Source organism: Stenotrophomonas sp. YJH_SMC_53 (genome assembly GCF_059369995.1).
This window is the reverse complement of sequence record NZ_JCAFTF010000001.1, coordinates 140416-163637: the sequence shown is the minus strand read 5'-3', so window position 1 is coordinate 163637 and position 23222 is coordinate 140416. Positions and strand designations below refer to the sequence as shown.

At 68.2% G+C, this 23222-nt stretch carries 25 protein-coding genes and 2 riboswitches; of the genes, 8 read left to right on the top strand and 17 right to left on the bottom strand.

Going from position 1 to position 23222, the window contains the following annotated elements; genetic code table 11:
• Positions 1–47: 47 nt before the first annotated feature.
• Genes tsaC through AC5P7X_RS00770 form a run of 3 tightly spaced genes read left to right on the top strand, consistent with a single transcriptional unit; the run spans position 48 to position 2122 of the window.
• On the top strand, positions 48–638 hold the full coding sequence (gene tsaC / locus AC5P7X_RS00780; protein ID WP_495214328.1) for an L-threonylcarbamoyladenylate synthase type 1 TsaC: 591 nt from the start codon (positions 48–50) through the stop codon (positions 636–638).
• A gap of 43 nt (positions 639–681) precedes the next feature.
• Complete coding sequence (locus tag AC5P7X_RS00775) at positions 682–1371, top strand: hypothetical protein (protein WP_065196854.1); 690 nt, start codon at positions 682–684, stop codon at positions 1369–1371.
• Positions 1372–1405: 34 nt separating this feature from the next.
• The gene (locus tag AC5P7X_RS00770) at positions 1406–2122 is read left to right on the top strand and encodes a hypothetical protein (RefSeq protein ID WP_171958280.1); all 717 of its coding nucleotides are present in this window, start codon (positions 1406–1408) and stop codon (positions 2120–2122) included.
• A 94-nt stretch (positions 2123–2216) separates the two neighbouring features.
• Here the strand turns inward: AC5P7X_RS00770 and AC5P7X_RS00765 are convergent, their stop codons facing one another.
• Complete coding sequence (locus AC5P7X_RS00765; RefSeq protein ID WP_014038643.1) at positions 2217–2993, bottom strand: SDR family oxidoreductase; 777 nt, start codon at positions 2991–2993, stop codon at positions 2217–2219.
• A 111-nt stretch (positions 2994–3104) separates the two neighbouring features.
• On the opposite strand from AC5P7X_RS00765, the gene AC5P7X_RS00760 reads away from it, so the two are divergent.
• Positions 3105–3317 carry a hypothetical protein gene (locus AC5P7X_RS00760; RefSeq protein ID WP_111175347.1) on the top strand — a complete coding sequence of 71 codons (213 nt, stop codon included), beginning with the start codon at positions 3105–3107 and terminating at the stop codon, positions 3315–3317.
• Positions 3318–3422: 105 nt separating this feature from the next.
• Here the strand turns inward: AC5P7X_RS00760 and sppA are convergent, their stop codons facing one another.
• The 4 genes from sppA to AC5P7X_RS00740 form a co-directional block, all read right to left on the bottom strand.
• Positions 3423–5345, bottom strand: a complete 1923-nt coding sequence (sppA, locus tag AC5P7X_RS00755; protein ID WP_061478137.1) for a signal peptide peptidase SppA — start codon at positions 5343–5345, stop codon at positions 3423–3425.
• Between the two features lie 115 nt (positions 5346–5460).
• A complete protein-coding gene (locus tag AC5P7X_RS00750; protein ID WP_005419642.1) occupies positions 5461–6825 on the bottom strand; it encodes an MATE family efflux transporter in 1365 nt (454 codons plus the stop codon).
• A gap of 206 nt (positions 6826–7031) precedes the next feature.
• Positions 7032–7613, bottom strand: a complete 582-nt coding sequence (locus AC5P7X_RS00745; protein WP_053496968.1) for a DUF3106 domain-containing protein — start codon at positions 7611–7613, stop codon at positions 7032–7034.
• Positions 7606–8610: a hypothetical protein gene (locus tag AC5P7X_RS00740; protein WP_053496966.1), complete on the bottom strand. Its 1005-nt coding sequence runs from the start codon at positions 8608–8610 to the stop codon at positions 7606–7608. The genes AC5P7X_RS00745 and AC5P7X_RS00740 overlap by 8 nt, the downstream gene beginning before the upstream one ends.
• A 413-nt stretch (positions 8611–9023) precedes the next feature.
• Between AC5P7X_RS00740 and AC5P7X_RS00735 the strand changes: the two genes are divergently transcribed.
• Positions 9024–11201, top strand: coding sequence for a primosomal protein N' (locus tag AC5P7X_RS00735; RefSeq protein WP_005419648.1), 2178 nt, complete (start codon positions 9024–9026; stop codon positions 11199–11201).
• Between the two features lie 96 nt (positions 11202–11297).
• On the opposite strand, the gene AC5P7X_RS00730 is transcribed toward AC5P7X_RS00735, so the two are convergent.
• Positions 11298–11918: a glutathione S-transferase family protein gene (locus AC5P7X_RS00730; RefSeq protein WP_346607363.1), complete on the bottom strand. Its 621-nt coding sequence runs from the start codon at positions 11916–11918 to the stop codon at positions 11298–11300.
• 112 nt (positions 11919–12030) lie between these two features.
• Positions 12031–12810, bottom strand: a complete 780-nt coding sequence (locus AC5P7X_RS00725; RefSeq protein WP_253136384.1) for an NYN domain-containing protein — start codon at positions 12808–12810, stop codon at positions 12031–12033.
• Positions 12811–12932: 122 nt separating this feature from the next.
• Between AC5P7X_RS00725 and AC5P7X_RS00720 the strand changes: the two genes are divergently transcribed.
• Positions 12933–14213 (top strand): NAD(P)/FAD-dependent oxidoreductase, encoded by a 1281-nt coding sequence (locus AC5P7X_RS00720; protein ID WP_005419654.1) that lies wholly within the window; start codon positions 12933–12935, stop codon positions 14211–14213.
• 80 nt (positions 14214–14293) lie between these two features.
• Here the strand turns inward: AC5P7X_RS00720 and AC5P7X_RS00715 are convergent, their stop codons facing one another.
• The 3 genes from AC5P7X_RS00715 to AC5P7X_RS00705 all read right to left on the bottom strand — a co-directional run bounded on the left by AC5P7X_RS00715 (position 14294) and on the right by AC5P7X_RS00705 (position 15519).
• Entirely contained in the window at positions 14294–14746 is a 453-nt protein-coding gene (locus AC5P7X_RS00715; RefSeq protein WP_495214327.1) for a hypothetical protein, read from the bottom strand.
• A 3-nt stretch (positions 14747–14749) separates the two neighbouring features.
• Positions 14750–15181 (bottom strand): nuclear transport factor 2 family protein, encoded by a 432-nt coding sequence (locus tag AC5P7X_RS00710; protein WP_495214326.1) that lies wholly within the window; start codon positions 15179–15181, stop codon positions 14750–14752.
• A gap of 71 nt (positions 15182–15252) precedes the next feature.
• A complete protein-coding gene (locus AC5P7X_RS00705; protein ID WP_005419660.1) occupies positions 15253–15519 on the bottom strand; it encodes a GIY-YIG nuclease family protein in 267 nt (88 codons plus the stop codon).
• A gap of 40 nt (positions 15520–15559) precedes the next feature.
• Positions 15560–15649, top strand: a riboswitch (glycine riboswitch).
• Positions 15650–15662: 13 nt separating this feature from the next.
• Positions 15663–15766, top strand: a riboswitch (glycine riboswitch).
• Between the two features lie 84 nt (positions 15767–15850).
• Between AC5P7X_RS00705 and AC5P7X_RS00700 the strand changes: the two genes are divergently transcribed.
• Positions 15851–16468 carry a trimeric intracellular cation channel family protein gene (locus AC5P7X_RS00700; protein ID WP_005411215.1) on the top strand — a complete coding sequence of 206 codons (618 nt, stop codon included), beginning with the start codon at positions 15851–15853 and terminating at the stop codon, positions 16466–16468.
• 248 nt (positions 16469–16716) lie between these two features.
• Here the strand turns inward: AC5P7X_RS00700 and AC5P7X_RS00695 are convergent, their stop codons facing one another.
• From AC5P7X_RS00695 to AC5P7X_RS00665, 7 genes are all read right to left on the bottom strand, one after another.
• Positions 16717–17790: a 3-deoxy-7-phosphoheptulonate synthase gene (locus tag AC5P7X_RS00695; RefSeq protein WP_065186318.1), complete on the bottom strand. Its 1074-nt coding sequence runs from the start codon at positions 17788–17790 to the stop codon at positions 16717–16719.
• Positions 17791–18085: 295 nt separating this feature from the next.
• Complete coding sequence (locus AC5P7X_RS00690) at positions 18086–18343, bottom strand: hypothetical protein (protein ID WP_053496953.1); 258 nt, start codon at positions 18341–18343, stop codon at positions 18086–18088.
• Positions 18344–18433: 90 nt separating this feature from the next.
• Positions 18434–18772: a DUF6616 family protein gene (locus AC5P7X_RS00685; protein ID WP_053496951.1), complete on the bottom strand. Its 339-nt coding sequence runs from the start codon at positions 18770–18772 to the stop codon at positions 18434–18436.
• Between the two features lie 47 nt (positions 18773–18819).
• On the bottom strand, positions 18820–19560 hold the full coding sequence (locus AC5P7X_RS00680) for a DNA alkylation repair protein (RefSeq protein ID WP_346607361.1): 741 nt from the start codon (positions 19558–19560) through the stop codon (positions 18820–18822).
• Complete coding sequence (locus tag AC5P7X_RS00675) at positions 19557–20057, bottom strand: MarR family winged helix-turn-helix transcriptional regulator (protein ID WP_053496947.1); 501 nt, start codon at positions 20055–20057, stop codon at positions 19557–19559. Before AC5P7X_RS00675 ends, AC5P7X_RS00680 begins: the two co-directional genes overlap by 4 nt.
• A gap of 71 nt (positions 20058–20128) precedes the next feature.
• On the bottom strand, positions 20129–21427 hold the full coding sequence (locus AC5P7X_RS00670; protein WP_032954575.1) for a sensor histidine kinase: 1299 nt from the start codon (positions 21425–21427) through the stop codon (positions 20129–20131).
• A 32-nt stretch (positions 21428–21459) separates the two neighbouring features.
• Positions 21460–22167, bottom strand: coding sequence for a response regulator (locus tag AC5P7X_RS00665; protein ID WP_495214325.1), 708 nt, complete (start codon positions 22165–22167; stop codon positions 21460–21462).
• 106 nt (positions 22168–22273) lie between these two features.
• Here AC5P7X_RS00665 and AC5P7X_RS00660 point away from each other — a divergent pair, with 106 nt between their 5' ends.
• Positions 22274–23197: an aspartyl protease family protein gene (locus AC5P7X_RS00660; protein WP_495214323.1), complete on the top strand. Its 924-nt coding sequence runs from the start codon at positions 22274–22276 to the stop codon at positions 23195–23197.
• Positions 23198–23222 lie beyond the last annotated feature (25 nt).

The following is a 23222-nucleotide window of genomic DNA, read 5'->3' as shown; positions in this document are numbered from 1 at the left end:
CTACCGAGCGGGCGCGTTCCACCCCTTCTGCACGCAGCAGGGGGATAATGAAGTCCCACGTCGGGCCGGTCGCCGTCATGAAAGAACTCACCCTGAACTCTGCTGTCGCCACGCTCCGCGCCGGTGGCGTGATCGCCTATCCGACCGAAGCGGTCTGGGGCCTGGGCTGCGATCCGTCACATGAAGCCGCGGTGCACGCGGTGCTGCGGCTGAAACAGCGCCCGATCGAGAAGGGCATGATCCTGGTCGCCGCCGAACTGTCGCAGCTGGAGGGCTGGGTCCGCCTGCAGGCGCTGCCCGACGCCCGCCAGCGTGCGGTTCTGGCCAGCTGGCCGGGCGCCAACACCTGGATCCTGCCGGCCGGTCCGCGCGCCCAACCGTGGGTCACCGGTGAACACAGCGGCATCGCCGTACGCATCAGCGCCCACCCACTGGTCGCCGCGCTGTGCCGCGCCTGGGGCGGGCCGCTGATCTCCACCAGCGCCAACCTGGCCGGTGAACCGCCGGCACGCAGTCGCGCCGAGCTGGATCCGCGCCTGCTGCGCCTGCTCGATGGCCTGCTCGATGGCGAGACCGGTGGCCTGGCCCAACCGACCCCGATCCGCGACGCGCTCAGCGGCAACGTGCTGCGCTCCTGAGCGGACGATTGCACTGCCACGCACAATCACGCACCCTGCCGCCATGAACCTGTTGCGCACCGCCTTGGGCCTGTGCCTGCTGCTGCCATGGACCGCACCGGCCGCAGAGGACGTGCGCGTCTATCGCTGCGTCGCCAGCAATGGTGCCGTGGCCCTGCAGGACAGGCCCTGCAGCAGCGGCCGGCAGGAAGTGCGCGACCTGCAGCGCCCGCGCGACCCGACGCCACGGGTGGTGCGCAGCGATGCGACGCCCGCGCCTCCCGACGAGGTTCCGGTGATGCGCGATCGCGAAGTCCGCCACGTCTACATCCAGCCGCCACAGCCCTTGTACGAATGCGTGAGCGACGACGGTCGCCGCTATACCAGCGACAACAACGAGGGCAATCCGCGCTGGGTACCGTTATGGACCAGCGTCTGGCTTCCGCACGGGCACCACGGCCCGGTCCATCCCGGCCCACGCCCGGCCTTCGGCACGCCGGTCGGCACCCCCATCGGTGAAGGAACCGGCTACCGGCCGCCCGCGGTGGGTGTCGGTGTGCAGGTTCCGGCCGGCAGCGTGCTGGTCCGCGACAGCTGCCATGCGCTGCCGCCGCAGGAAGTCTGCGCGCGCCTGCGCGACCGCCGCTGGGAACTGGACCGCCGCTACAACAGTGCGCTGCAGAGCGAGCGTACTGCCATCAGCAACGAACAGCGTGGCATCGACGCACGCCTGTCGCGGGACTGCGACCGCTGAGCGCAGCACCTGCCGTGGCATGTACGCTGTGCGCATGAAGAACCTGATCTGGCTGGCCCTGGGCCTGTTCGCCGGCAACGCAGTGGCCGACGACGGGGTGATCTACCGCTGTACTTCCAGCAGCAGCGATGTGCCTACCCTGCAACGCACGCCCTGCCCCACCGGCAGCAAGCAGCAGGTGGTGCGGATTCCGGCGTCCGCCAGTGCGCCGCCTGCATCAGTCACAGCAGCACCTGCGCCGCCGCCCGAACCGGCGACAGCGGGTACATCGCCCGCTTCGGTGCCCAGCCCCCGCCGCCCGGGCGAAGGACGCACGATCATGGAAGCCGGCATGGTCGAACGTGAAGGCGGCGATCTGATACTCGACAGTGCATCGCTGCCACGCCAGGCTGATGCCGCGCCGGACAGCAATGCGCCGCCGAAGCCGCCGCTGCCGCCCATCTTCCAGTGCACCGACAGCCAGGGCGGTGGCTACCTGCACGAATACGAAGCTGCCCCAGGCCGCTGCGAACTGATGACCGTGCAGGGCCTGGGCGGCGCCACACCGGTCAACGCTGCAGGCTGCGAAGTGGTGCGCGACCGCTGCGAGGAACTGCCGGAAGCGCAGCGCTGCAGCAGGTGGCAGCAACGCTTCCGCGACGCACGTGGCCGCGAGCGGTTCGCCTCGCCGGAGAACCGCGACAAGGCCCGCGGGGAACGCGAACGGTTGCAGGGCGTGCTGGAGGACAGCAACTGCCCGGTACCGGGGTGACTGCCATGCGGTAGTGCCGGCCGCTGGCCGGCAATCGCAGGATCTTCAGATGTCTGCAGTTGCCGGCCAGCGGCCGGCACTACCCGCTGAGAGATCAGAACCCGTAGCGCAGGAAACCGCCATCCACTGCGATGCATTCGCCGGTGACATAGCTGGCCGCCGGCAGGCACAGGAAGCCCACGGCTGCGGCCACTTCCTCCGGTTCACCGATGCGGCGCATCGGCGTGCGGTTGATCACTTCCTCGTAGTAGTCCGGGTCCGACAATGGACCGGACGTGCGCCGCGTGCGGATGTACCAGGGCGCCACCGCGTTGACCCGGATGCCATCCTCGGCCCACTCGACGGCCAGGTTGCGGGTCATCTGGTGCATCGCGGCCTTGGTCATGCCGTAGACCACGCCACTGCGCACGTGGGTCAGGCCGGACACGCTGCCGACATTGACGATCGACGACGACGCGTGCCGGGCCAGCAGCGGATGCGCGTAGCGCGACAGCTCGAAGGCCGAGAACAGGTTGGTTTCGAAGATCTTGCGCCACTCGTCCTCGGAATACTCCGTGGCCGCCTTGGTGACGTTGCCACCAGCGTTGTTGACCAGGATGTGCAGGCCATCACTGTGGTCTTCCACCCAGTCCAGGATCTGGCGGCGGTCCTCGTCATCGGAGACGTCCGCGGCCAGCGCATGCACCTGGTGCTGCGGATACACATCCAGCAGTTCGTCGCGCGCGGTCTCCAGCATGTCGATATCGCGGCCGACGATCATCAGATCGGCGCCGAGCCCCGCCAGTTCATGCGCGATGGCCAGGCCGATGCCGGCGCTGGCGCCGGTGATCAGGGCCGTCTGGCCGTCCAGGCGCCACCGTTGCTGGGTCATGTGTCCTCCGGGGCCGCGCCCGCTGTGTTTCGATGCCGCAAGGATACGCGCTCACGGCAGGGCGTTGCCGGAGATGCGACACTGCGCGAACGCCCACCGCGGAGTACCGCCATGCGCATCCTGATCCTGTTCTTGTCCCTGCTGGCCATCGTGCAGCTGGTGGCCTGCCAGCGTCCGCCGACGCCGAACCCGGAGAAGCCACCGGTGCCCAAAGCGATGTCGCGTGCGATGCAGGAGCCGCTGGACCGCGCCAAGGGCGCGCAGAAGGCCGTGGATGAAGCCGCCGCACGCGAGCGCAAGGCCGAGGCCGACGCGGCGCAATGACGAGTGGCCTATGGGGTCAGAGCCCTTTACGAAGCCAAGGGATCCGACCCCATGAACGAAAACGCCCGGCCTGAGCCGGGCGTTTTCATTCGATAGCGTTGCCGGTCAGAACCCGCAGAAGCAGTACGCCAGCGCCTTCACCGGTGCGCCGTTGCCCTTTTCGCGGGCCGCGTTCTCGACAAAGCGCAGCTGCGTGTCCACTTCCGGCATCGTGCGTGCCAGCATCATCCGCGCCATGCCCGAATCGGACAGCATCCAGGCACCGGCGCGGCTGCCGGCGAAACCGCTGACGAACTGTGCGAACGGCGTGGCCGCCTTCTCGATGTAGCGCACGCGATAAGCGTCGGCCTTGCCCAGCTTGGCACGGCTGGCAGCGTCGGCCACGGCATCCTTCAGGCCACCGAAGGCATCGACCAGGCCGCGTTCCTTGGCCTGCGCACCGCTCCACACGCGGCCGCGAGCCACCTCGTCCACCGCCTCGACCGGCTTCTTGCGGGCGTCGGCGACGCGGCCGGTGAAGTCGGCGTAGCCCTTGTTGATCACCGACTGGATGACCTGGCCCACGGCCGGATCCATCGGGCGGGTGACATCGAATGCACCGGCGAAACGGGTGGTGCCGACACCATCGGTGTGCACGCCGATCTTGTCCAGCGCGCGGCTGAAGTTCGGCACCATGCCGAAGATGCCGATCGAACCGGTGATGGTCGACGGATCGGCGTAGATGCGATCGGCATTCATGCTGATCCAGTAGCCACCGGAGGCAGCCAGGTCGCCCATCGACACCACCACCGGCTTGCCGGCAGCCTGCAGCGCCACAACTTCACGGCGGATCTGCTCGGAGGCGAATACCTCACCGCCCGGCGAATCGACGCGCAGCACCACGGCCTTCACGTTGTCGTCGTCGCGCGCGGCGCGCAACAGCGCTGAGGTCGACTCGCCGCCGATGCGGCCGGCCGGCAGGTCGCCACCGCTGATCTCGCCGGCAGCCACCACCACGGCCACCTGCGGACGCGAGTCCACCGGGTTGCGGCGGGCGTCGAGCAGGGCCAGGTAACGGCCGAAGTCGACGTTGCGGAAACCACCGTCGGCGTCTTCGTCGGCCACGCCGCGCTCGATCATCAGATCCTCGAATTCCTCGCGGGTCTTCAGCGCGGTCACCAGCTTCTGCTGCAGCGCGAACTTGGCCAGGTCGCCACCGGCGGCGGCAATGCCTTCCGGCAGCGTGTCGATGCCGGCAGCCAGCTGCGCCGGATCCAGGCGGCGCGCCTTGGCGATGTCGCCCAGGTAGCGCTGCCACACATCGTTCATCCAGAACAGGTCGGCTTCCTTGGAGGCCGGCGACGCGGCGTCAAGCACGTACGGTTCGGCCGCGGACTTGTACTCGCCCACCTTGAACAGGTGCACGTCCACGCCCAGCTTGTCCTGCAGGCCGGTGCGGAAGTACTGGCGGTAGCGGCCGAGGCCTTCGAGCACGACCGAACCCATCGGGTCCAGGTAGACCTCGTCGGCCTGCGCGGCCAGCAGGTACTGCGACTGGCCCATGCTCTCGCTGTAGGCCACCAGCTGCTTGCCGGAGGCACGCAGATCCTGCAGCGCGGCGGCCACTTCACGCAGCGAAGCGAAGCCGGACGGCTGCAGCTTGTCCAGCTCCAGCACCACGCGCTCGATCTTCTTGTCGTCCTTGGCCGACTCGATCACCCGCAGCAGATCGCGCAGCTGGATCTCTTCGGCACCGTTGTCACCCACCGCCTTGGCGAGTGCGCGGCTGACCGGATCGGCACTGAACTGCTCGACCAGGCGGCCCTCCGGCGCGATCACCAGGGTGGTGCGGTCCTGCAGTGACTTGCTGGCACCGGCGCCCATGCCGGCGGCGATGACGAACATCACCAGCAGCAGGAACAGCAGGCCGAAGAACACCAGGTTGAGGATCAACCGGCGGGTGAAGTTCATGACGTCCCACAGCCCGATGAAGAAACTGGCGACGGGGTTGCGACGCGCCGGGGGCAGCGGGGGCACGGGTTGATTCATGGAACGCTCCGGATGGCTTCTTGCCGTGGTACCAGCATAGCCGGTGCCGCGTGATGCGGCATCGGACACAAGTCAGGGGATCGCCCGCCATGGGGCGGCATGGCGGGCAGGAAGATCAGGACAGCGCGGACTGCCCGATGCGCTGGCTGCTACGGCGCAGGCGCCAGCCCATCAGGATGGCAGCGGCGGTCAGGCCGACGATCAGGCCGATCCACATGCCCTGCGGGCCCATGCCCAGCCCCAGGCCGAGCCCGGCGCCGAGCGGCATGCCCAGGCCCCAGTACGCGAACATGGCGATGAACATCGGCACGCGTGTGTCCTTGAGGCCGCGCAGCGCACCCGCCGACAGCACCTGGATGCCGTCCGGGAACTGGAAGGTGGCCGCGTACAGCAGCAGGGTCGAGGCCAGGCCGGCCACGGCCAGGTCGTTGGTGTACACACCGACGATGGCATCGTGGCCGAACAGCAGCACCGCCGCTGACAACGTCTGCGTGCCCATGATGATCGCGTAACCGGCCCACGCCGCACGCCGCACGCCGAAGCCGTCACCACGGCCGACCGCATGGCCGACGCGCACGGTGGTGGCCTCGGCCACGCCCATCGGGATCATGAAGCACAGCTGCGCGACGTTGATCGCGATCTGGTGTGCCGCCGCTTCATTGGCACCCAGGCGGCCGATCAGCAAGGCGGTGACGATGAACAGGCCGCCTTCCATCAGCACGGTGATGCCGATCGGCAGGCCGGTGCGCAGCAGCTCCCAGATCGCCTTCCAGCGCGGTCCCTCGAAGTGCGAGAACAGCTGCAGATGGGCGAAGCGCTTGGTCCGCCACAGATACAGGGCGAATGCGGTCGCCTGCAGCCACATCATCACCGCCGAAGCGATGCCGAGGCCCTCGGCCCCTAACTCCGGGAAGCCGAGCTTGCCATTGGCCAGCACGTAGCCCATCGGTGCCAGCACCAGCAGGCCACCGAAGCCGAGCAGCATGGTCGGCAGCGTCCAGTGCATGCCCTCGCTGAGATAACGCATGCAGAAGTACAGGGTCAGCGCCGGGCCACCCCAGCGCACCGCATGCAGGAACGCGGTCGCCCCCGGCACGATGTCCGGCGCGATGCCGAAGGCCGGCAGCAGCGGCGGCACCACGGTGAGGAAGGTGAACATGATCAGCCCCAGCCCCAGCGCCAGCCACAGTGCCTGGCGGAACAGCGGGCCGATCTCGCGCTCGCGGCCGGCGCCGTGCAGCTGCGACACCGAAGCGGTGAGCGAGATCAGGGTGCCGATCGGAATCAGCATTGGCAGCCACAACAACGCCGTACCGATGGTGACTGCGGCAAGGGTCGCCGTAGCGTGGTGGCCGGCAATCACGTTGTCGACGAAGGAGATCAGACCGGTGGACACATGGCCCAGCACGAGCGGCAGGGCGAGCAGACCGGTGGCGCCGACTTCCTTGCTGAAGCGCGGCGTGGAGGTTGCAGTAGACATAAGGTGCTTGACGCGAACTGCGGTTGCGCGCGAAGGGCACAGGCACCGGGTTGCGGGCGCCCATCTTACGCGGGCGGCGCCTGCATTCCCATGACATGGCGTGAATGCTGGGTTTCAGCCGCCCCAAGCAAAAAGGGGACGGAGGGGATTAAGTCGCATTCGGCACTGACTGGCCTGATACGACTTAATCCCCTCCGTCCCCTTTTCTACTGGCCGGCCTGGCGCTTTAGCCAGCTGTCGCGCTCGGCGGCGGGCACGGCGAGGAAGGCGCTGCGTACCGTGTCGCGTTCCTGCGGCGGCGTGCGCTGCGCGACCAGGGCCAGCTGGGCCAGCTGCGCCGGGTTGAGCTGGCGCAGCACGGCCAGCGCGGTCTCGCGTTGCTCCGGTGGCACGAATCCGAACAGTCCGTGCAGCTTGGGGAATTCCAGGCCCAGCTGCGGGCCCAGCCGCCATCCGTCGCGGAACGCTTGATCCTGCGCCTGGAATTGCTGCCGCATGCGCTGCTGTTGATCGGCCGGCAGCGAATTGAAGCGCGCAGCCGCCTGACGGATGCGCTCGCGCTCTGCTTCCGGCAATGCGCGCCAGGCGGCGTAGTCGGCACGGCGCTGTCGCTGCTGCTGCGCATCCAGCTGGACGAATTCGGCAGGTGCTGTTGCAGCGGTCGACGCCGGCGTGGCCGGCGAACTGCCCGGAACCGGTGGCGGCAACGGCACGCTCAACGGCTGCGGTGCGGCGGACAGCGACAGCGGCAGGGCCAGCAGCAAGCTGGCGAGCACGTACTTATTCATCGGCGGCAGCCGTTTCCAGCGTGGCACTGGCCGGCTCCGGCCGGCTCGGCTTGGCTTGCGATTCATCCACCGGCAGCGGGCCGCCCGCGGCAGTCCACGCGTACAGGTCGGCATCGGCGACCAGCGGGTAGTCGCGATCTGCCAGCATCGCTGCGTCATCATTGGCTTGCGCCTGGCCCGCGTCCGGTGCGGCGTCCACCTTGCTCGGTGGCAGGGCTTCCACGGTCACCGGACCGGCTTCGCCCACCACGCCCTCCGGCAAGGGTGCATCGCTGCCGAACGAATGTCCCTGCAGGTGGCGCCACCCCAGCGCGGCGGCCAGCAGTACCGCCACGGTCACCAGCAGGATCAGCGGACCGCGCCAGCGCGGCCTGGCATTCGCGCGGCGGCGCTTGCCGTTGGCGGCCGCACGCTCGTCCCGCTGCGGTGCGCGCCAGCTGGAGGCCGGTGCTTCATTGTGGGTGGTGGGTGCGGCCGGCTGCTGCAGTTGCTGCAGGCGTGCGGCCGGCAGGTCACGGACACGGGCCTGTACCTGCTCGGCCAACTGGCGCCAGGCCACGGCATCGGGCCGACCCTGGGCATCACGCGGGCAGGCATCGGCCAGCAGGTGCTGGTAACCGGCCTCGTCCTGGTCGAGCACGCGCATGGCGATGCCCTCGTCCAGGCTGCCGCCCACCCGCAGCAGCAGCGCCAGTCGTGGAAGTGGCGGCATCGCGCCCAACGCGGCCAACGACGGGGCCCACTGCCCGCCCGCCGGCTCGCGCAGCGCCTGGCGCTGGCCCAGCAGGGTCCAGAAGCGGGTCGGCCATTGCGCCATCGGCAGGTCGCTGGCGACCGCCGCAAACGCGCGCATCACTGCCACCAGGGTCTGCTCGGCACGCGCGGCATCGCCGCACTGCAGTTCAGCCACCACCAGGGCGCGGCGTTCGACGCCACGCAGGAACGCCGACAGCGCGCCGGCCGCGGTCGAGGAAACAGGGGCGGGCACAGCCGTCATCGGTCACTCCAAAGGTCTGCCGGCATGATAGCGGCAGCCCATCGGCACCCGTAGGACTTGCGCCCACAGGCACTTCGTGCTGCAGGTTGTGCACAGCACCACGCTCCCCGCGCGGGAAATTGCGGCATGCCGCTGAATTCACTCTGTTTCAGCAATGTTTCACACTCAAGTTGTTGATTTTGAATAACTTTGAAGTGTGGCGATTTTTTGACCAACCCAAGGGTGAGCTCGTCGCCATCGGCCTCCTGCGTTCCCGTCGACCGGTAACGCACAACGTTATCCACAGAACATGTGGATAAGACTGAATCTCCAATGGACACCGATATTTAGGTGACATTTATGATTCAACGGTCGTCGCCCGGGCACGTCTGCCCCCTGCCATTCGCGCATGCATGGCCCGTTACACTGGCCCGATGCTTTCACCCATTCCGACCCTGCAGGTCGCCCTGCCCGTCCCCCTGCCCCGCCTGTTCGACTACCTGTCGCCGGAGGGCGATGGCCCCACGGCCGCGGTCGGCTGCCGCCTGAAGGTGCCGTTCGGCAACCGCGAGCTGGTCGGCGTGGTGGCCGGCCACGGCCAGACCGACGACGGCCAGGGACTGCGCCAGGCGCTGGCCTGGTGCGACCGGCAGCCGCTGCTGCAGGGCGAACTCTGGCAGAGCCTGCAGTGGCTGGCGCGCTACACCCATGCGCCACTGGGCGAGGTGCTGAGCACCGCCCTGCCCGGCCCGCTGCGCCATGGCGAGGCCCTGCCCGACACCCACCACTGGGGTTGGCAGCTGACCACCGAAGGCCACGCCCAGCGCGAAAAGCTGCGCGCCGGAAGCCGTCCGCGGCAGCTGGCCGAGCTGCTGGCAGGAGCGATCGTGGATGAGGACGTGCTCGGCGAACGCATGGCCGACTGGCGCACCGCTGCACGCAGCCTGGCCAAGCGCGAACTGGCCGAGCGCGTGGCGATGACGGTGGCACCGCAGCATGCGCAGCCGCTGCCCGGCCCCACGCTCAACCCGGACCAGGCCGGGGCGGTGGCTGCGATCAACGCTGCCGACGGCTTCCAGCCGTTCCTGCTGGACGGCGTGACCGGCAGCGGCAAGACCGAGGTCTACCTGCAGGCGATCATCCATTGCCTGGCGCAGGGCAGGCAGGCGCTGGTGCTGGTACCGGAAATCGGCCTGACCCCGCAGACCCTGGCACGTTTCCGCGGCCGCCTGGGCATCGCCGTGCACGCCTTGCATTCGGGGTTGAACGACAACGAGCGCGCGCGCGTCTGGGCGGCCGCCTCCCGCGGCGAAGCGCGGGTCATCGTCGGCACCCGCTCGGCGGTTTTCACGCCATTGCCGCAGGCCGGCCTGCTGATCGTCGACGAGGAACACGACGGCAGCTACAAGCAGCAGGACGGCATCCGTTACCACGCGCGCGATTTCGCTCTGGTGCGCGCCAAGGCGCTGGGCATTCCGGTGCTGCTCGGCAGCGCCACCCCTTCGCTGGAAACGCTGCACAACGCCTACGCCGGGCGCTACACGCACCTGCGCCTGAAGCAGCGCGCCGGCGATGCGCGGCCACCGCGCGTGCGCATCCTCGATGTACGCAAGCGGCCGCTGCACGATGGCCTCTCGGCCGATGTGCTGGCCGGCATCGGCGAACACCTGCAGCGTGGCCAGCAGGTGCTGGTGTTCAAGAACCGCCGTGGCTACGCACCGGTGCTGCTGTGCCACGACTGCGGGTGGACCGCGCCTTGCCAGCGCTGCGATGCGCCGATGACCGTGCATGGCGGCGGCCGACGCCTGCAGTGCCACCACTGTGGTGCGCGGCAACCGGCGCCGTTGGCATGCCCGGCCTGCGGCAGCCTGGCGCTGCAGCCGCAGGGCATCGGCACCGAACGCCTGGAAGAACACCTCACCGCCGCCTTCGCCGATTTCCCGGTGGTGCGCATCGACCGTGGCACCACCTCACGCCGCGATGCGCTGGAGCAGCAGCTGGCGAAACTGGGCGACCAGCCCGGCATCCTGGTCGGCACGCAGATCCTGGCCAAGGGCCACGACCTGCCGAAGCTGACCCTGGTGGTGGTGGTCGGCATCGACGAAGGCCTGTTCTCCGCCGACTTCCGCGCCAGCGAGAAGCTGGCGCAGCAGCTGATCCAGGTGGCCGGTCGTGCAGGACGTGCGCGTGACCCCGGCGAGGTCTGGCTGCAGACCCATCACCCTGGTCACCCGCTGCTGGAAACCCTGGTGAGCGGTGGCTACCACCCGTTCGCGCAGGCCGAGTTGAACCAGCGGCAAGCCGCAGGGTTCCCCCCGTTCGCGCACCTGGCGCTGATGCGCGCCGAAGCGCAGCAGGTCGAGCACGCCAATGCGTTCCTGCTGGCTGCGCGGCAGTTGCTGGGCGAGCAGAACGTGGTGGAGGCGTACGGCCCGATGCCGGCGCCGATGCCGCGGCGCGCGGGCTACCAGCGCACACAGCTGCTGCTGTCGGCGCCGCAGCGGCCACCCTTGCATGGCGTGCTCGCGCAGCTGGTTCCGCAGCTGTATGCGCTGCCGGAAGCACGCAAGGTGCGCTGGTCGCTGGATGTGGATCCAACGGACCTGTATTGAGGGGTCAGAGCCCACCCGTCGGGTGGGATCCGACCCCGATGCCCTGGGGTCGGATCCCTTTTCGCAGAAAAGGGCTCTGACCCCGGACGCCTTCGCTTACGTCAGCGGCGACATCACGCCGCGCTGGTAGGCCGGGCGCTCACGCAGCCGCGCATACCAGTCAGCCAGATGCGGCAGCTCCGGTCGCTGGATCGGCAGCTCGTACCAGGCGTAGACCAGCGAGCCCAGCGGGATGTCGCCCATCGCGAACGTCTCGCCCGACAGCCACGGCTGCCTGGCCAGGGTAGCGTCGGCCATCGCCAGGTAGTCACCGGCGCGCACGATGGCGGCATTGATCCGCGCTTCATCGCGGTCGGCCGGCGCGGTGCGCATGATGCCCCAGACTAGGTCGCTGTACAGCGGCGCCATCCGCGACGTGCTCCAGTCCATCCACTTCTCGGCCTGGGCGCGTTCCATCGGGTCCTCAGCGTACAGGGTGCCCAGTGCATAGCGGGCGCTCAGGTAGCGCACGATGGCGTTCGATTCCCACAGCGGCAAGCCGTGGTCTTCGATCACCGGCACCAGGCCGTTGGGATTCATCGCCTGGTACTCCGGCGTCTGCGTACCACCATGGCTGCCACCGACTTCGATGGATTCGTACGGCAGGCCGATTTCCTCGGCGCACCACAGTACCTTGCGGACGTTGCTGGAATTGCGGCGGCCCCAGATCTTCAACATGCGGGTTTTCCTTGCTGGCAATGCGAGCGGCAACGATACGCCTGATCGTTACGGGTGTGTGCGTGCCGGATGCGGGATCTGGCATCCGGGCATTGCCGGCCAGCGGCAGGCACTACCTGTTCTTTTTTGGCAGCGCGCGCACGTAGGACGACTTGCCGTCCTTCTTCAGCTCGAACAGGCCGATCGCCGCCAGCAGGTCGCTGAGCTTGCCGTAGCCATAGTTGCGCGGATCGAACGAGGCCTGGTTGCCGATCTGGCTGCCGACCGGGCCGAGGTGCGACCAGCCATCCTCACCCTCGGCCGCGGACACCGCACGGCGCAGCATCTTCACCAGCCGGGTGTCACTGCGCATTTCCGCACCGCTCTTGCGTGGACGCGCATCGTCGCTGGCCACCGGCTCGTTCGAGGCCTGCTCGCTGGACGCCTGTTCGGCATCGGGCACGCTGGCATGGGTCTGGCCCAGTGCCTCCAGGTAGGTGAACTTCGAGCACGCATTGACGAATGGCTCGGGCGTCTTCTTCTCGCCGAAGCCATATACCTTCACGCCATCGGTCAGCAGGCGCATCACCATCGGGGTGAAGTCCGCATCGCTGGAGACGATGGCGAAGCCATCAAGGTTGCGCGCGTACAGCAGGTCCATGGCATCGATCACCATCGCCATGTCCGAAGCGTTCTTGCCCTTGCTGTAGGCGAACTGCTGGATCGGGCGGATCGCATACTCATGCAGCACCGCTTCCCACCCCTTCAGTCGCGGGCTCTTCCAGTTGCCGTAGGCACGGCGCACGTTGGCCACGCCGTAGCGGGCGACTTCGGCCAGGACCTCGTCGATCTTCGAGGCCGGCGCATTGTCGGCGTCGATCAACAGGGCGATGCGCTTTTCCGGTTCGCTCATGGGCTCCTCACGGGCCGTTGCCTGAACCCGAGTATCGCCGATCCGGGCAGGCGCTGACGTGACAGGTGGCCGCCGTGCGAAGATGCCAGGCGCTTCCCCCGATGCCCCACTGGAGTGAGTCGATGAGTCGCGAGCGCGTTCCCCACCTGGTCGTTGTCGGCGGCGGTTTTGCCGGTCTCTGGGCCACCCGTGCCCTGGCCCGCGAGCGCATACGCATCACCCTGGTCGATCGCCGCAACCATCACCTGTTCCAGCCGCTGCTGTACCAGGTGGCCACCGCCGGCCTGTCCGCGCCGGATATCGCCGCACCGCTGCGCCACATCCTCGGCCACCAGCGCAATGTGGAAGTCCGCCTCGGCGAAGTGGTGGCCATCGACAAGCGGGCGCGGCAGATCCGCATGGCCGATGGCAGCACGCTGGACTACGACAGCCTGCTGCTGGCCACCGGCGCCACCCACGCCTACTTCGGCAACGATCAGTGGGCCGATGATGCGCCCGGCCTGAAGACGCTGGACGATGCCATCGCGCTGCGCCGCAAGCTGCTGCTGGCGTTCGAACGCGCCGAGGCCGAACCGGACCCGGCGAAGAAGGCGGCGTGGCTGAGTTTCGCCATCGTCGGCGGTGGTCCCACCGGCGTCGAACTGGCCGGCACCCTGGCCGAGATCGCGCGCCACACGCTGCGCAACGAATTCCGCCACATCGACCCGGCCAGCGCCAGGGTGCGGCTGGTCGAGGCTGGGCCGCGCGTGCTGTCCTCGTTCCCGGATGTGCTTTCGCTGAAGGCGCGCCGCCAACTGGAAAAGCTGGGCGTGGAAGTGCTGACCGGTACCCCGGTGAGCGACATCGACAGCCAGGGCTTCAAGCTCGGCGAACAGTTCGTACCGGCGCGCACCGTGGTCTGGGCCGCCGGCGTGGCCGCTTCACCGCTGGCGCGCACGCTGGACGTGCCACTGGACCGCGCCGGACGCGTGCCGGTGCAACCGGACCTGACCCTGCCCGGTCACCCGGAGCTGTTCGTGGCCGGCGACCTGGCCGCACTGAGCCAGGCCGACGGCAAGCCGGTACCCGGGGTGGCACCGGCCGCCAAGCAGATGGGCAAATACGTGGCCGAGGTGATCCGCGCGCGCCTGCACGGCAAGCCCGAGCCCGGCCCGTTCAAGTACGCCGACTACGGCAACCTGGCCACCATCGGCCGCATGGCCGCGATCGTGCACCTGGGCCGGCTGCAGCTTTCCGGCGTGCTGGCCTGGTGGTTCTGGCTGGCCGCGCACGTGTTCTTCCTGATCGGCTTCCGCAACCGCATCGTGGTGCTGCTGAACTGGGCAGTCGCGTACTGGAGCTACCAGCGCAGTGCGCGGATCATCTTCGGTGATGACCGCGACGACCGGCGGCCGAAGCGGTAGGGCTGCACGCAACGGGGTCCGATCCCTTTCCGCAGGAAAGGGCTCTGACCCGGTCAACACCCTCCACGCATGGCGTGGATCTACCGGTTCATCGGGCCACCGGACACCCGTCGTTTCGACCAGGTCCGGCAGAAGTCCTCCTTCCTTGCGGTGTCGGCAATCTGCGCGGTACTCCAATGCCGGGTGATCCAGATCGTCAATGCGGTACTGCTGAGCTGCCAGCGCAGCATGCCGCGCTGCGGTTGCCGCCACAGGTAGCGCCGGGCAATCCAGAAGGCCTCCCGCTCCACTTCAGGCACCTTCTTCATCGCGTCGTTGTCGAAGAACTGGGCGGTGTAGCGCCAGGGGTTCATCGGCTGGTATCCCGCCCGTGGCTCACTGCTGCACGCAGCCACACCACTGGGCGCACGGTCGGCCGGCGTCGGCCGACCGCCTGCCAATGCCAGCCCGAGCAGGTACAGCAGGCCAGGCAGCAGCGCGATGCCGGCGACCAGCACGACGACGGAGATCCATGCCTTGCCAGCGGCACGCATCGCTCACTGCGCCTTCGGCTTCGGGTACCACAACGCGTTGACGATGACCCAGCGCTGGCCGAAGTGCCCCATGTGGAAGTAGTCGACGAACCACGGGGTTTCCAGCCGCACCGAGGCCGCGTTGCCGGTCACGTCCAGCACCGTGCAGCGGCGGTCCCACTGATCCTTCGGCGTCTTCAGCACGCCCTGCTTCGTCAGCGAGACCAGTTCTTCCTTCGACATCCGGCGCAGGCCCAGGCGTTCGTCGGGTGTATCGCCGAGCACAGCGCGCTTGGCCAGGTCCGGATGCAGGGAGCGGGCGACGCGCTGCGGGTCGGCCTCCAGCTGGCCGTCGACGTAGTCGTGGCAGGTGGCTTCGATGGCCGCGAGGGTGGCCGGGTCGGGGGCAGGGCTCGTTGCTGCGGAAAGAGCGAACAGCAGGGCGATCGTGGACATCCGGGTCTCCAGCTCTGGGCGCGGGGCGATCATCGCATGGGCCGGGTAGCCCATCCACGCGTGGCGTGGATCTACAGGACCGGCGCCTGCAGCCAGGCCAGCTTGCGTTCGCGCGGCTGCTGCTTGAGTTGCCACTCGGCCCGCGAGGCGGCGGCCCGGTCCGGGTACTCGCGCACGGCCAGCACGCGCAGCGGTGGCCGGGCCCGGGTGTAGCGCGCGCCCTTGCCGGCCTGGTGGGCGGCGAAACGCGCATCCACGTCGGTGCTGATGCCGGCGTAATAGCTGCCATCGCGGCATTCGAGCAGGTACAGGAACCACGGGCGGAGGGACGGGGCCATGCCCGGATTATGCCGTGCTGCACTGCAGCGGATATACTGGCGCCCGAATGCAGGAGAGTGGCGCCGCGCTGGTGCCCGCCGAAGGCGCAGGCTCCCATGATCGCTCAGGCCGGTGGGCTGGAATCCCACCAACCATGCATTCGACTCGCCGAGCTGGAGAGAGGTCACCGGGCACGCCCGGGACGATCCGCCGAAGGGGCACGCGGCCAACGCCGCTGAACTCTCAGGCAAAAGGACAGCGGGAGCGGCACCGGTCATCGTCATCCCGTCATTGCGCAGGCAGTGGTGGCAGTTGCGCATGGCCGGCCCCACCGCGCCCGGAGCCTGTCCCATGCTGCTGTCCATCATCTACCTGATTGCCATTTCCGCCGAAGCCATGACCGGTGCACTGTCTGCCGGCCGCCGCCGCATGGACCTGTTCGGTGTGGTCATGATCGCCTGCGTCACCGCCCTCGGGGGCGGCTCGCTGCGCGACATCCTGCTCGGCCACTACCCGCTGGGCTGGGTGAAGCATCCCGAGTACCTGGGTTTCACCGTGTGCGCGGCGCTGATCGCCACCTGGGTGGCGCGCTGGATGCACCACTTCCGGCGCACCTTCCTGGTGCTCGATGGCCTGGGCCTGATCGCCTTCACCCTGATCGGCTGCTCGATCGCGCGCGAGGCCGGCCATGCGATGCCGATCGTGCTGATCGCCGGCATGCTGACCGGCGCGTTCGGCGGCGTGCTGCGCGACATCCTCTGCAACGAGGTGCCGCTGATCTTCCAGAAGGAGCTGTACGCGATCATCGCACTGCTGACCGGTGCGGCCTATCTGTTGCTGCTGCATTGGGGCGTGGCCGATGCCACTGCGATCCTGTGCTGCCTCGGCGGCGGCTTCGCGCTGCGCCTGCTGGCGATCCACTATCGCTGGGAAATGCCGAAGTTCGTGTACCACGACGAAGTGCATTGAGCCTCTTCGTAGCGTCGAGCCATGCTCGACTGCGCTTTGCAGGAAGCCAACGCGCGTCGCGCGCACGTCGAGCATGGCTCGACGCTACAAATATCGGCATCACCACCCCGGCGATGTACCTGGCGCTGTCGCTCATGCGCAGCGCCAGGCGCATCGCCGGTGCAGATGGGCCGGTCTCCAACTCCGGCCGGCCCTGATCGCGGCCGCACCCCCGCAGGCGCTGGCCGCCATCCACACACGTGCCGCACTCAGGCGGCTTCGGACACCTTCACGTCGCGACGGGCGCGCACGGCCGCAGCCAGTCGCTCCAGCACCGTCACGGTGGTGTCCCAGTCGATGCAGCCATCGGTGATGCTCTGCCCGTAGACCAGCGGCTGGCCTTCCACCAGTTCCTGGCGGCCCCCGACCAGATGGCTCTCGATCATCACGCCCACGATGCGCTGTTCGCCGTCTTCCATCTGAGCGGCGATGTCGTCGATCACCTTCGGCTGGTTCTCGGGGTTCTTCAGGCTGTTGGCATGGCTGGCATCGATCATCAGTCGCGCCGGCAGCTTGGCCTTGGCCAGCACCTGGCAGGCCTCGGCCACGCTGCCAGCGTCGTAGTTCGGTTGCTTGCCACCGCGCAGGATCACATGGCAATCCGGGTTGCCGGTGGTCGACACGATGGCAGTGCCCCCCTGCTTGGTGACCGACAGGAAATGATGCGGATTGGATGCCGCACCCACCGCGTCGGCGGCGATCTTCACGTTGCCATCGGTGCCGTTCTTGAAGCCGACGGGGCACGACAGCCCCGAAGCCAGCTCGCGATGCACCTGGCTTTCGGTGGTGCGTGCGCCGATCGCGCCCCATGCCACCAGGTCGGCGATGTACTGCGGCGAGATCACATCGAGGAATTCAACACCGGCCGGCAGGCCGAGCTTGTTGATGTCGCGCAGCAGGCCACGGGCGATGCGCAGGCCCTTGTCGATCCTGAAGCTGCCGTCCAGGTCCGGGTCGTTGATCAGGCCCTTCCAGCCCACCGTGGTGCGCGGCTTCTCGAAGTACACGCGCATGACGATTTCCAGCTCGCCAGCCAGCGCATCGCGCAGCGGCTTCAGGCGCTGGGCGTACTCGATGGCGGCCTTCGGGTCGTGGATCGAGCACGGGCCCACCACCACCGCCAGGCGATCGTCGCGGCCGTGCAGGATCTGGTGCAGGGCCGCGCGCGAGGCGCTGACGGTGTCGGAAGCTTCATCGTCACAGGGCAGCATCGCCAGCAGCTGGGCAGGCGGTGTCAGCGGTTCGATGGTGCGGATACGCAGGTCGTCGGTGTGCGGGGGCATTGCAGGAGATCTCCGGAACGTTGGGGGTCCCCAGCGTGGCGGCATGAAAAAAGCCGCCAGGTTCGCTGGCGGCTTTCGGGAATGCGTCTGAAGCTTTCTTCAGGGTGAGCGCAGTCCTTCCTCCGCCAGTGGCTTCGGAAAGTAATACCAGTAAAAGCGGGTAGCGGCTGCGTTCATGGGATCTATTGATAGCACAGCTTTTGCGCAGTGCAAAATGTTTCATCCGCAACTGGGGGCGCGGTTCAGTGATGCGCCTGACTGCGCAGCGCACGCGGTGGCCGCTGTGCAACGTCGCTCATCTGCCATGCACTTCCACGTCCAGCAGCAGGCCTTCGTGGATGTCGGCCCAGCGCTCCAGCACGCGGTCCAGCTCCTGCCGGGCCTCGTCCAGCTGCTCGGGATTGAGCAGGGAACGGGCGGTGTAGAGATCGGACACCAGCCGGCGCAGTACCGCTTCCGGGATGGCCACCGAGGGCTCTTCCATCTGCGGCAGCTGCAGTGCCGGCGTATCACCCTGCGGGCCGTACAGCGTTACCTGGAGCGTGCTCTGCATGATCAACTTCCCTGCGGATGGACATGGGCAATGTCCTGTTTACCGCGTCCGGGTGACAGGCGCATGTGCCATGCGCGTCCGGAGGCGCTGCTACAAGGCGGCCAGGTCGGCAAGGTGCTGCCCCATCCCATCGTCTGCGCCGACGGCATTGGTGGTGGCGAAGTACTGATGCCAACCGGTGGCGGCAATGCCTTCCAGCAGGGCGTCGGCGTCTCCCCGGCTCGCGCACCTCCATACAGCGTAGAACTGCTCGCTGCCACCGTGCGCTGCGCCCTCCGCGACACGCCCCATCGCCACCGGTGCGATGCGAACCGGATCGAACTGCTGCATGCCTGCGCCGATGCGGGTGAAGAAGGCGGTGCGTTGGTCAGGCGGGAGAGCGGTCCAGGCCGGGGTGGCGGTGTAGAGCTCGATGAGGGTGTAGGACATGGAAGGTCTTCCTTGAGGTTGATGAGATTGCAGGCCGGCAGCCGGCACTACCGCAACGAGCGCAGGGCGCGTTTGCGGATGTAGGCATTGGCATCGCCAGGGTGCTGCTGTTGCCACCGCGCGCACAGCTCACGCAGCCACTGCGGTTGAGTCTTGCCGGCATCGTTGAGCCAGTTCCCGACCGAGTCCTGCACGTAGCGCGCCGGGTCGTTGGCCATTGCTTCCAGCATCGGCAATGCGAGTTCTGGATGCTGCTTGAACAGCACGATATGCGTGGACCACACGCCTCGTGGGCGCAGCGCTTCGCAGGCGAAGCGGCGCAGGTTAGGCGATGCTTCCTGCGCCCACACTTGCAGGTACTCAAGCGCCTGCAACGGTGCGGCAACGATGTCGCTGCGCAGCGCCAGCCATGCCCATTCGCGCACGCCGAAGTGCGGGTCGTCAGCCAGCGAACGCATCGCCCGCAGCTTGGCCGGCAGCGCCGCGCCGGCATCGCTGCCAATCAGGTAACAGGCCCAGCCACGCACGGTGTCTGATGCGTGTGCCTGCCAGCGCGCGGGATCACCCTGCCCGGCTTCGCGCAGCAACCGCGCCGCCAGCGCCATGCGCTGGGTGATGCCCTTGCCGGAGGCGTTGCGCATACGTTGCAGCGCTTCCGGCTCGAGCACAGGTGCCACCCCCTGTAGCAGTGCGGCGAAATCCACTGCCAGGCATTCGGCCAGATGCGTGGCAGCGGCATCACCGCTGTTGAGTGCACGCAGCCGTTGCGCGTGAATGGGCGTGCTCATGCGGAGGCTTCCCGCCCGGTGTCCGTGTGCTGCCAGACCTTGCGCAGCAGCTGTGACAGCTGCTGCCGTTCATGAGCATCCAGGCCGTTGAACAGGCCGCTGATCCATTGTGTGTGCTGCTCGAACAGCGACTCGACCAAACGCTTGCCCGGTGCGGTCAACACGATCTGCAGACGACGGCCATCCTCGCCATCGCTGCGACGCTGCAGCAGGCCTTCGCGCTGCAGGGCATCGAGCAGGCCGCTGATGGTGGCCCGGGTCACGCCAGCGCGCTCGGCCAGCGCGTGCGGCGCCAGTGCGCCGCCGGCCCCATGCAGCAGGAACAGCACGATGAAGCGACCCTCGCTGAGCCCGTGCGGTGCCAACCGTGCAGCGCAGTCGCGATCGATCGACGAGGACAACGAGAGCAGCTGGAAGCACAGGCGCAGCTGCGCGATGTTGGCGTGGCCGCGCCGCTGCGCTTCCTCCAGCAACGCCTGATGCTTGGCTTCGATCATCCTTTCCTCACATCATGATTAGGCACCTAATCATATGGAGGAGTCGCCACTGGAAGCAAATCGGAGTTGACTCAGGAAGTGCGTCCCAGCAGCAGCCGCGCGATCAGTCCCCCGCCCTCACGGTGCAGCAGCTGGAGTTCGCCTGCGTGGCGCTTTGCCACGTTGGCAGCCACGGCCAGTCCAAGTCCGGCGCCCCCGGTGGCGCGGCTACGCGAGCCCTCGCTACGCTGGAACGGTTGCAGCAGGCGTGCGCGATCGATCTCGGCGATGCCAGGGCCGCGGTCCATCACGTCCAGCTGAACCCCGTCACCCGCCATGGCGACCCACAGCTCCACGGCACCCGCGTAGCGCTCGGCGTTGTCGATGAGATTGTCGACCGCGCGCCGGAGCAGCAGCGCATCGCCATGCCACGGCAACGTATCCGGGCCCTGAAGGGAAATGTCGACCCCGCGCAGCAGCGCCGCCTGCACGCACTCCTCCAGCAGCGCTGAAAGATCCAGCATCCGCATCTGCAACGGCTGCAGCTCACCGCGTGCGTAGTCGAGCACCTGCTCGATCATCGTATCCATGCGCTCGATGTCTGCCACCATCCTGGCGGCCTGTGGCGCGGGAGCGAACTCCGCGCGCAGGCGCAGGCCGGTCAGGGGCGTGCGCAGGTCATGCGCCACGGCCGCCAGCATATGCGTCATGTCCCTTGCCTGGGCGCGCAGACGTTCGCGACCGGTGCTGATCGCTGTGGCCAGTACCTGCACTTCGCGTGGACCGTCATCAGGCAATGGCGTTTCAGCCTGCAGGTCGACCCGTGCGCTGGCTTCAGCCAGGCGTCGCAGCGGGCGCCCCAGCCGGATCGCCGCCCACGCCGCCAGAGGTGCCAGCAGGATCGCACCGCCCAGCAGGGCGAGCATCACCTGGCGGCGCCAGGCCGCCAGGTCACTGTGGTCGCTGCCGACCACCCGCCATCGGCCATCGGCCTGCCGCATCCCCAGTTCGAACGGCGGCCACTGCATGGCGGTCAGCAACGCGGCCTGCGATTTCAGCACGCCAGCACGAGCGGAGGCGTCCAATACCGCGCCACCCTCGATGACCTGCACATCGGGCGCCCTGCCCTGCCCCGTCCACACCAGGCGTACATTCCTGGCCGGCAGGTCCATCTGCACCGCCGCCAACTGGGTGAGCCAGTCACTGGCGCTGCCCCGGGGTGGCGCGTCCTGCGTCGACATATGCAATCCCAGTGGCGCCGGCGCCTGTTCCCCACGCAGCACCTGCATCGCATGGTCCAGCCGCATCGGTGGCGGCGCGGGCCGGGGCATCCACCCCACTACCGCAACGCTGACCAGGGTTGCCAGCAGCAGGCTGGCCAAGGCCAGCATCGTGATCCAGCGGGTGGTCGACCACCGGCTGCTCACAACACCCCTACCTCCGCGTTGAAGCGGTACCCTTCACCGCGCAGTGTCTGCACAAGGGCTTCAGCGCCGGACGCGGCCTGCCCGAGCTTACGGCGCAGGCGGCTGATCGCAAGGTCGACGGCACGGTCCACGCTGTCACTGGCTTCTCCGCGACTCAACTGCAGCAGCTGCTCGCGCGCCAGCACCCGCCCGGGACGTTCAGCCAGTGCCAGCAGCAGGGAGAATTCACCGCGGCTCAGCGCCAGTTCGGCACCATCCGGCGCGAACAGGCGACGCTGGTCAGGCAGCAATCGCCAGCCATCAAACCGCAGCTCGCTGGCCACCTGTGCGCGCAGCTTGTCCTGCCTGCGCAGCAGCGCGCGCACCCGCGCCAACAGCTCGCGCGGGTCAAACGGCTTGGCCAGGTAGTCGTCCGCGCCCATCTCCAGGCCGATCACGCGATCCGGCGCGGCCCCCATCGCCGACAGCATCAGGATCGGGATCGCCCGCGCCTGCAGCCGGCGGCATACCGACAGGCCATCCTCACCGGGCATCATCCAGTCGAGGATGATCAGGTCAGGACGTTCAACCTGCAGCAACACGTCCAGCGCTGTTGCATCCGCCACCACACGCACCTGGTAGCCGTGCAGCAGCAGGTGGTCGGCGATGGCGTCACGAATGCTGGCATCGTCATCGACGACGATGACGCGGATGGGAGTGTTCATTGCCCCAGTATCCCGCACCTGTGTATCAGGACGGTATCAATGCAGATATCGCGTTGATACGCCGCTGCGCGCCAATGGTCGCCCACGATCACTGCGGAGTCTCCCCTTGCGCCTGTTCCTGCTGCCCCTGTTCGCCATCCCCTTGCCGGCGCTCGCCTCCGATGCCGCCGAGCACGTCCTGCCGATGTGGATGCAGGGCGGTCATCCGGCAGTGGCCGTCTCGCTGGACGGGCGTTCAGAGCCGCTGCGCTTCGTGGTCGACAGTGCCGCCGGGGCAACCCTGGTCGATGCACGCGTAGTGCGGCGCTACGGTTTGCAGGATGCGGAAGCGGCAGTGTCGCAGGCCCAGGGCGCGAGCGCGAAGGCGGCGCAGTTGCAGCGCATGCGCAGCACAGCGTGGCAGCTGGGCAGCTGGCAATTGAAGGCCAGCGGCATGCAGGTCGACCTGTCATCGCTGGCGAAGGGCGATGATCCGGCCATTGACGGCTTGATCGGCAACGACCTGACCGGGCGCTGGGACACCCGTTGGGACTTCGGCCGAAATCAACTGGCGCTGTGGACACCCGGCGGCTTGGACCTGGAAGGACCGGGTTGCCAACCCAATGCGCTGCCCGGCCGCAATGAAGGCCTGCGCCAGTTCGGCTTCATCACGCTTGCCTTGGGTACGCCCGGCGTGGACGCCATCGCCGTGGTCGACACCGGTGCCGCGCAGACCGTCCTCAACGCCGAAGCAGCCCGCGCACTGGGCCTGCGCACCGACGGCAGCGATGCTCGGGTGCGTGCACGTGAAGAGGGCACCGGGGGGCTGGGTGGCGGTGCACAGGCAACCTGGCTGTACACCCTGCCCGGCATGACCGGCGGCAACTGGCAGCACCCGCCGATGGAGGTCCGGATCAGCGAACTGCCGGTGTTCAGGGCGATCGGCCTGGAGGCGCGACCGGCCTTGATCCTCGGTGCCGACGCGATGCGCGATGGCCAGGTGGACATCGGTGCGGGTGCCGCGCGGATCTGCCTGCGCCGACCCGGCTGACGTCCGGCGCATGACGGCGGGACCT

Coding starts and splice junctions, on each gene's coding strand:
- tsaC (WP_495214328.1), top strand. CDS start 48: ATGAAGTCCCACGTCGGGCCGGTCGCCGTCATGAAAGAACTCACCCTG.
- AC5P7X_RS00775 (WP_065196854.1), top strand. CDS start 682: ATGAACCTGTTGCGCACCGCCTTGGGCCTGTGCCTGCTGCTGCCATGG.
- AC5P7X_RS00770 (WP_171958280.1), top strand. CDS start 1,406: ATGAAGAACCTGATCTGGCTGGCCCTGGGCCTGTTCGCCGGCAACGCA.
- AC5P7X_RS00765 (WP_014038643.1), bottom strand. CDS start 2,993: ATGACCCAGCAACGGTGGCGCCTGGACGGCCAGACGGCCCTGATCACC.
- AC5P7X_RS00760 (WP_111175347.1), top strand. CDS start 3,105: ATGCGCATCCTGATCCTGTTCTTGTCCCTGCTGGCCATCGTGCAGCTG.
- sppA (WP_061478137.1), bottom strand. CDS start 5,345: ATGAATCAACCCGTGCCCCCGCTGCCCCCGGCGCGTCGCAACCCCGTC.
- AC5P7X_RS00750 (WP_005419642.1), bottom strand. CDS start 6,825: ATGTCTACTGCAACCTCCACGCCGCGCTTCAGCAAGGAAGTCGGCGCC.
- AC5P7X_RS00745 (WP_053496968.1), bottom strand. CDS start 7,613: ATGAATAAGTACGTGCTCGCCAGCTTGCTGCTGGCCCTGCCGCTGTCG.
- AC5P7X_RS00740 (WP_053496966.1), bottom strand. CDS start 8,610: ATGACGGCTGTGCCCGCCCCTGTTTCCTCGACCGCGGCCGGCGCGCTG.
- AC5P7X_RS00735 (WP_005419648.1), top strand. CDS start 9,024: ATGCTTTCACCCATTCCGACCCTGCAGGTCGCCCTGCCCGTCCCCCTG.
- AC5P7X_RS00730 (WP_346607363.1), bottom strand. CDS start 11,918: ATGTTGAAGATCTGGGGCCGCCGCAATTCCAGCAACGTCCGCAAGGTA.
- AC5P7X_RS00725 (WP_253136384.1), bottom strand. CDS start 12,810: ATGAGCGAACCGGAAAAGCGCATCGCCCTGTTGATCGACGCCGACAAT.
- AC5P7X_RS00720 (WP_005419654.1), top strand. CDS start 12,933: ATGAGTCGCGAGCGCGTTCCCCACCTGGTCGTTGTCGGCGGCGGTTTT.
- AC5P7X_RS00715 (WP_495214327.1), bottom strand. CDS start 14,746: ATGCGTGCCGCTGGCAAGGCATGGATCTCCGTCGTCGTGCTGGTCGCC.
- AC5P7X_RS00710 (WP_495214326.1), bottom strand. CDS start 15,181: ATGTCCACGATCGCCCTGCTGTTCGCTCTTTCCGCAGCAACGAGCCCT.
- AC5P7X_RS00705 (WP_005419660.1), bottom strand. CDS start 15,519: ATGGCCCCGTCCCTCCGCCCGTGGTTCCTGTACCTGCTCGAATGCCGC.
- AC5P7X_RS00700 (WP_005411215.1), top strand. CDS start 15,851: ATGCTGCTGTCCATCATCTACCTGATTGCCATTTCCGCCGAAGCCATG.
- AC5P7X_RS00695 (WP_065186318.1), bottom strand. CDS start 17,790: ATGCCCCCGCACACCGACGACCTGCGTATCCGCACCATCGAACCGCTG.
- AC5P7X_RS00690 (WP_053496953.1), bottom strand. CDS start 18,343: ATGCAGAGCACGCTCCAGGTAACGCTGTACGGCCCGCAGGGTGATACG.
- AC5P7X_RS00685 (WP_053496951.1), bottom strand. CDS start 18,772: ATGTCCTACACCCTCATCGAGCTCTACACCGCCACCCCGGCCTGGACC.
- AC5P7X_RS00680 (WP_346607361.1), bottom strand. CDS start 19,560: ATGAGCACGCCCATTCACGCGCAACGGCTGCGTGCACTCAACAGCGGT.
- AC5P7X_RS00675 (WP_053496947.1), bottom strand. CDS start 20,057: ATGATCGAAGCCAAGCATCAGGCGTTGCTGGAGGAAGCGCAGCGGCGC.
- AC5P7X_RS00670 (WP_032954575.1), bottom strand. CDS start 21,427: ATGCTGGCCTTGGCCAGCCTGCTGCTGGCAACCCTGGTCAGCGTTGCG.
- AC5P7X_RS00665 (WP_495214325.1), bottom strand. CDS start 22,167: ATGAACACTCCCATCCGCGTCATCGTCGTCGATGACGATGCCAGCATT.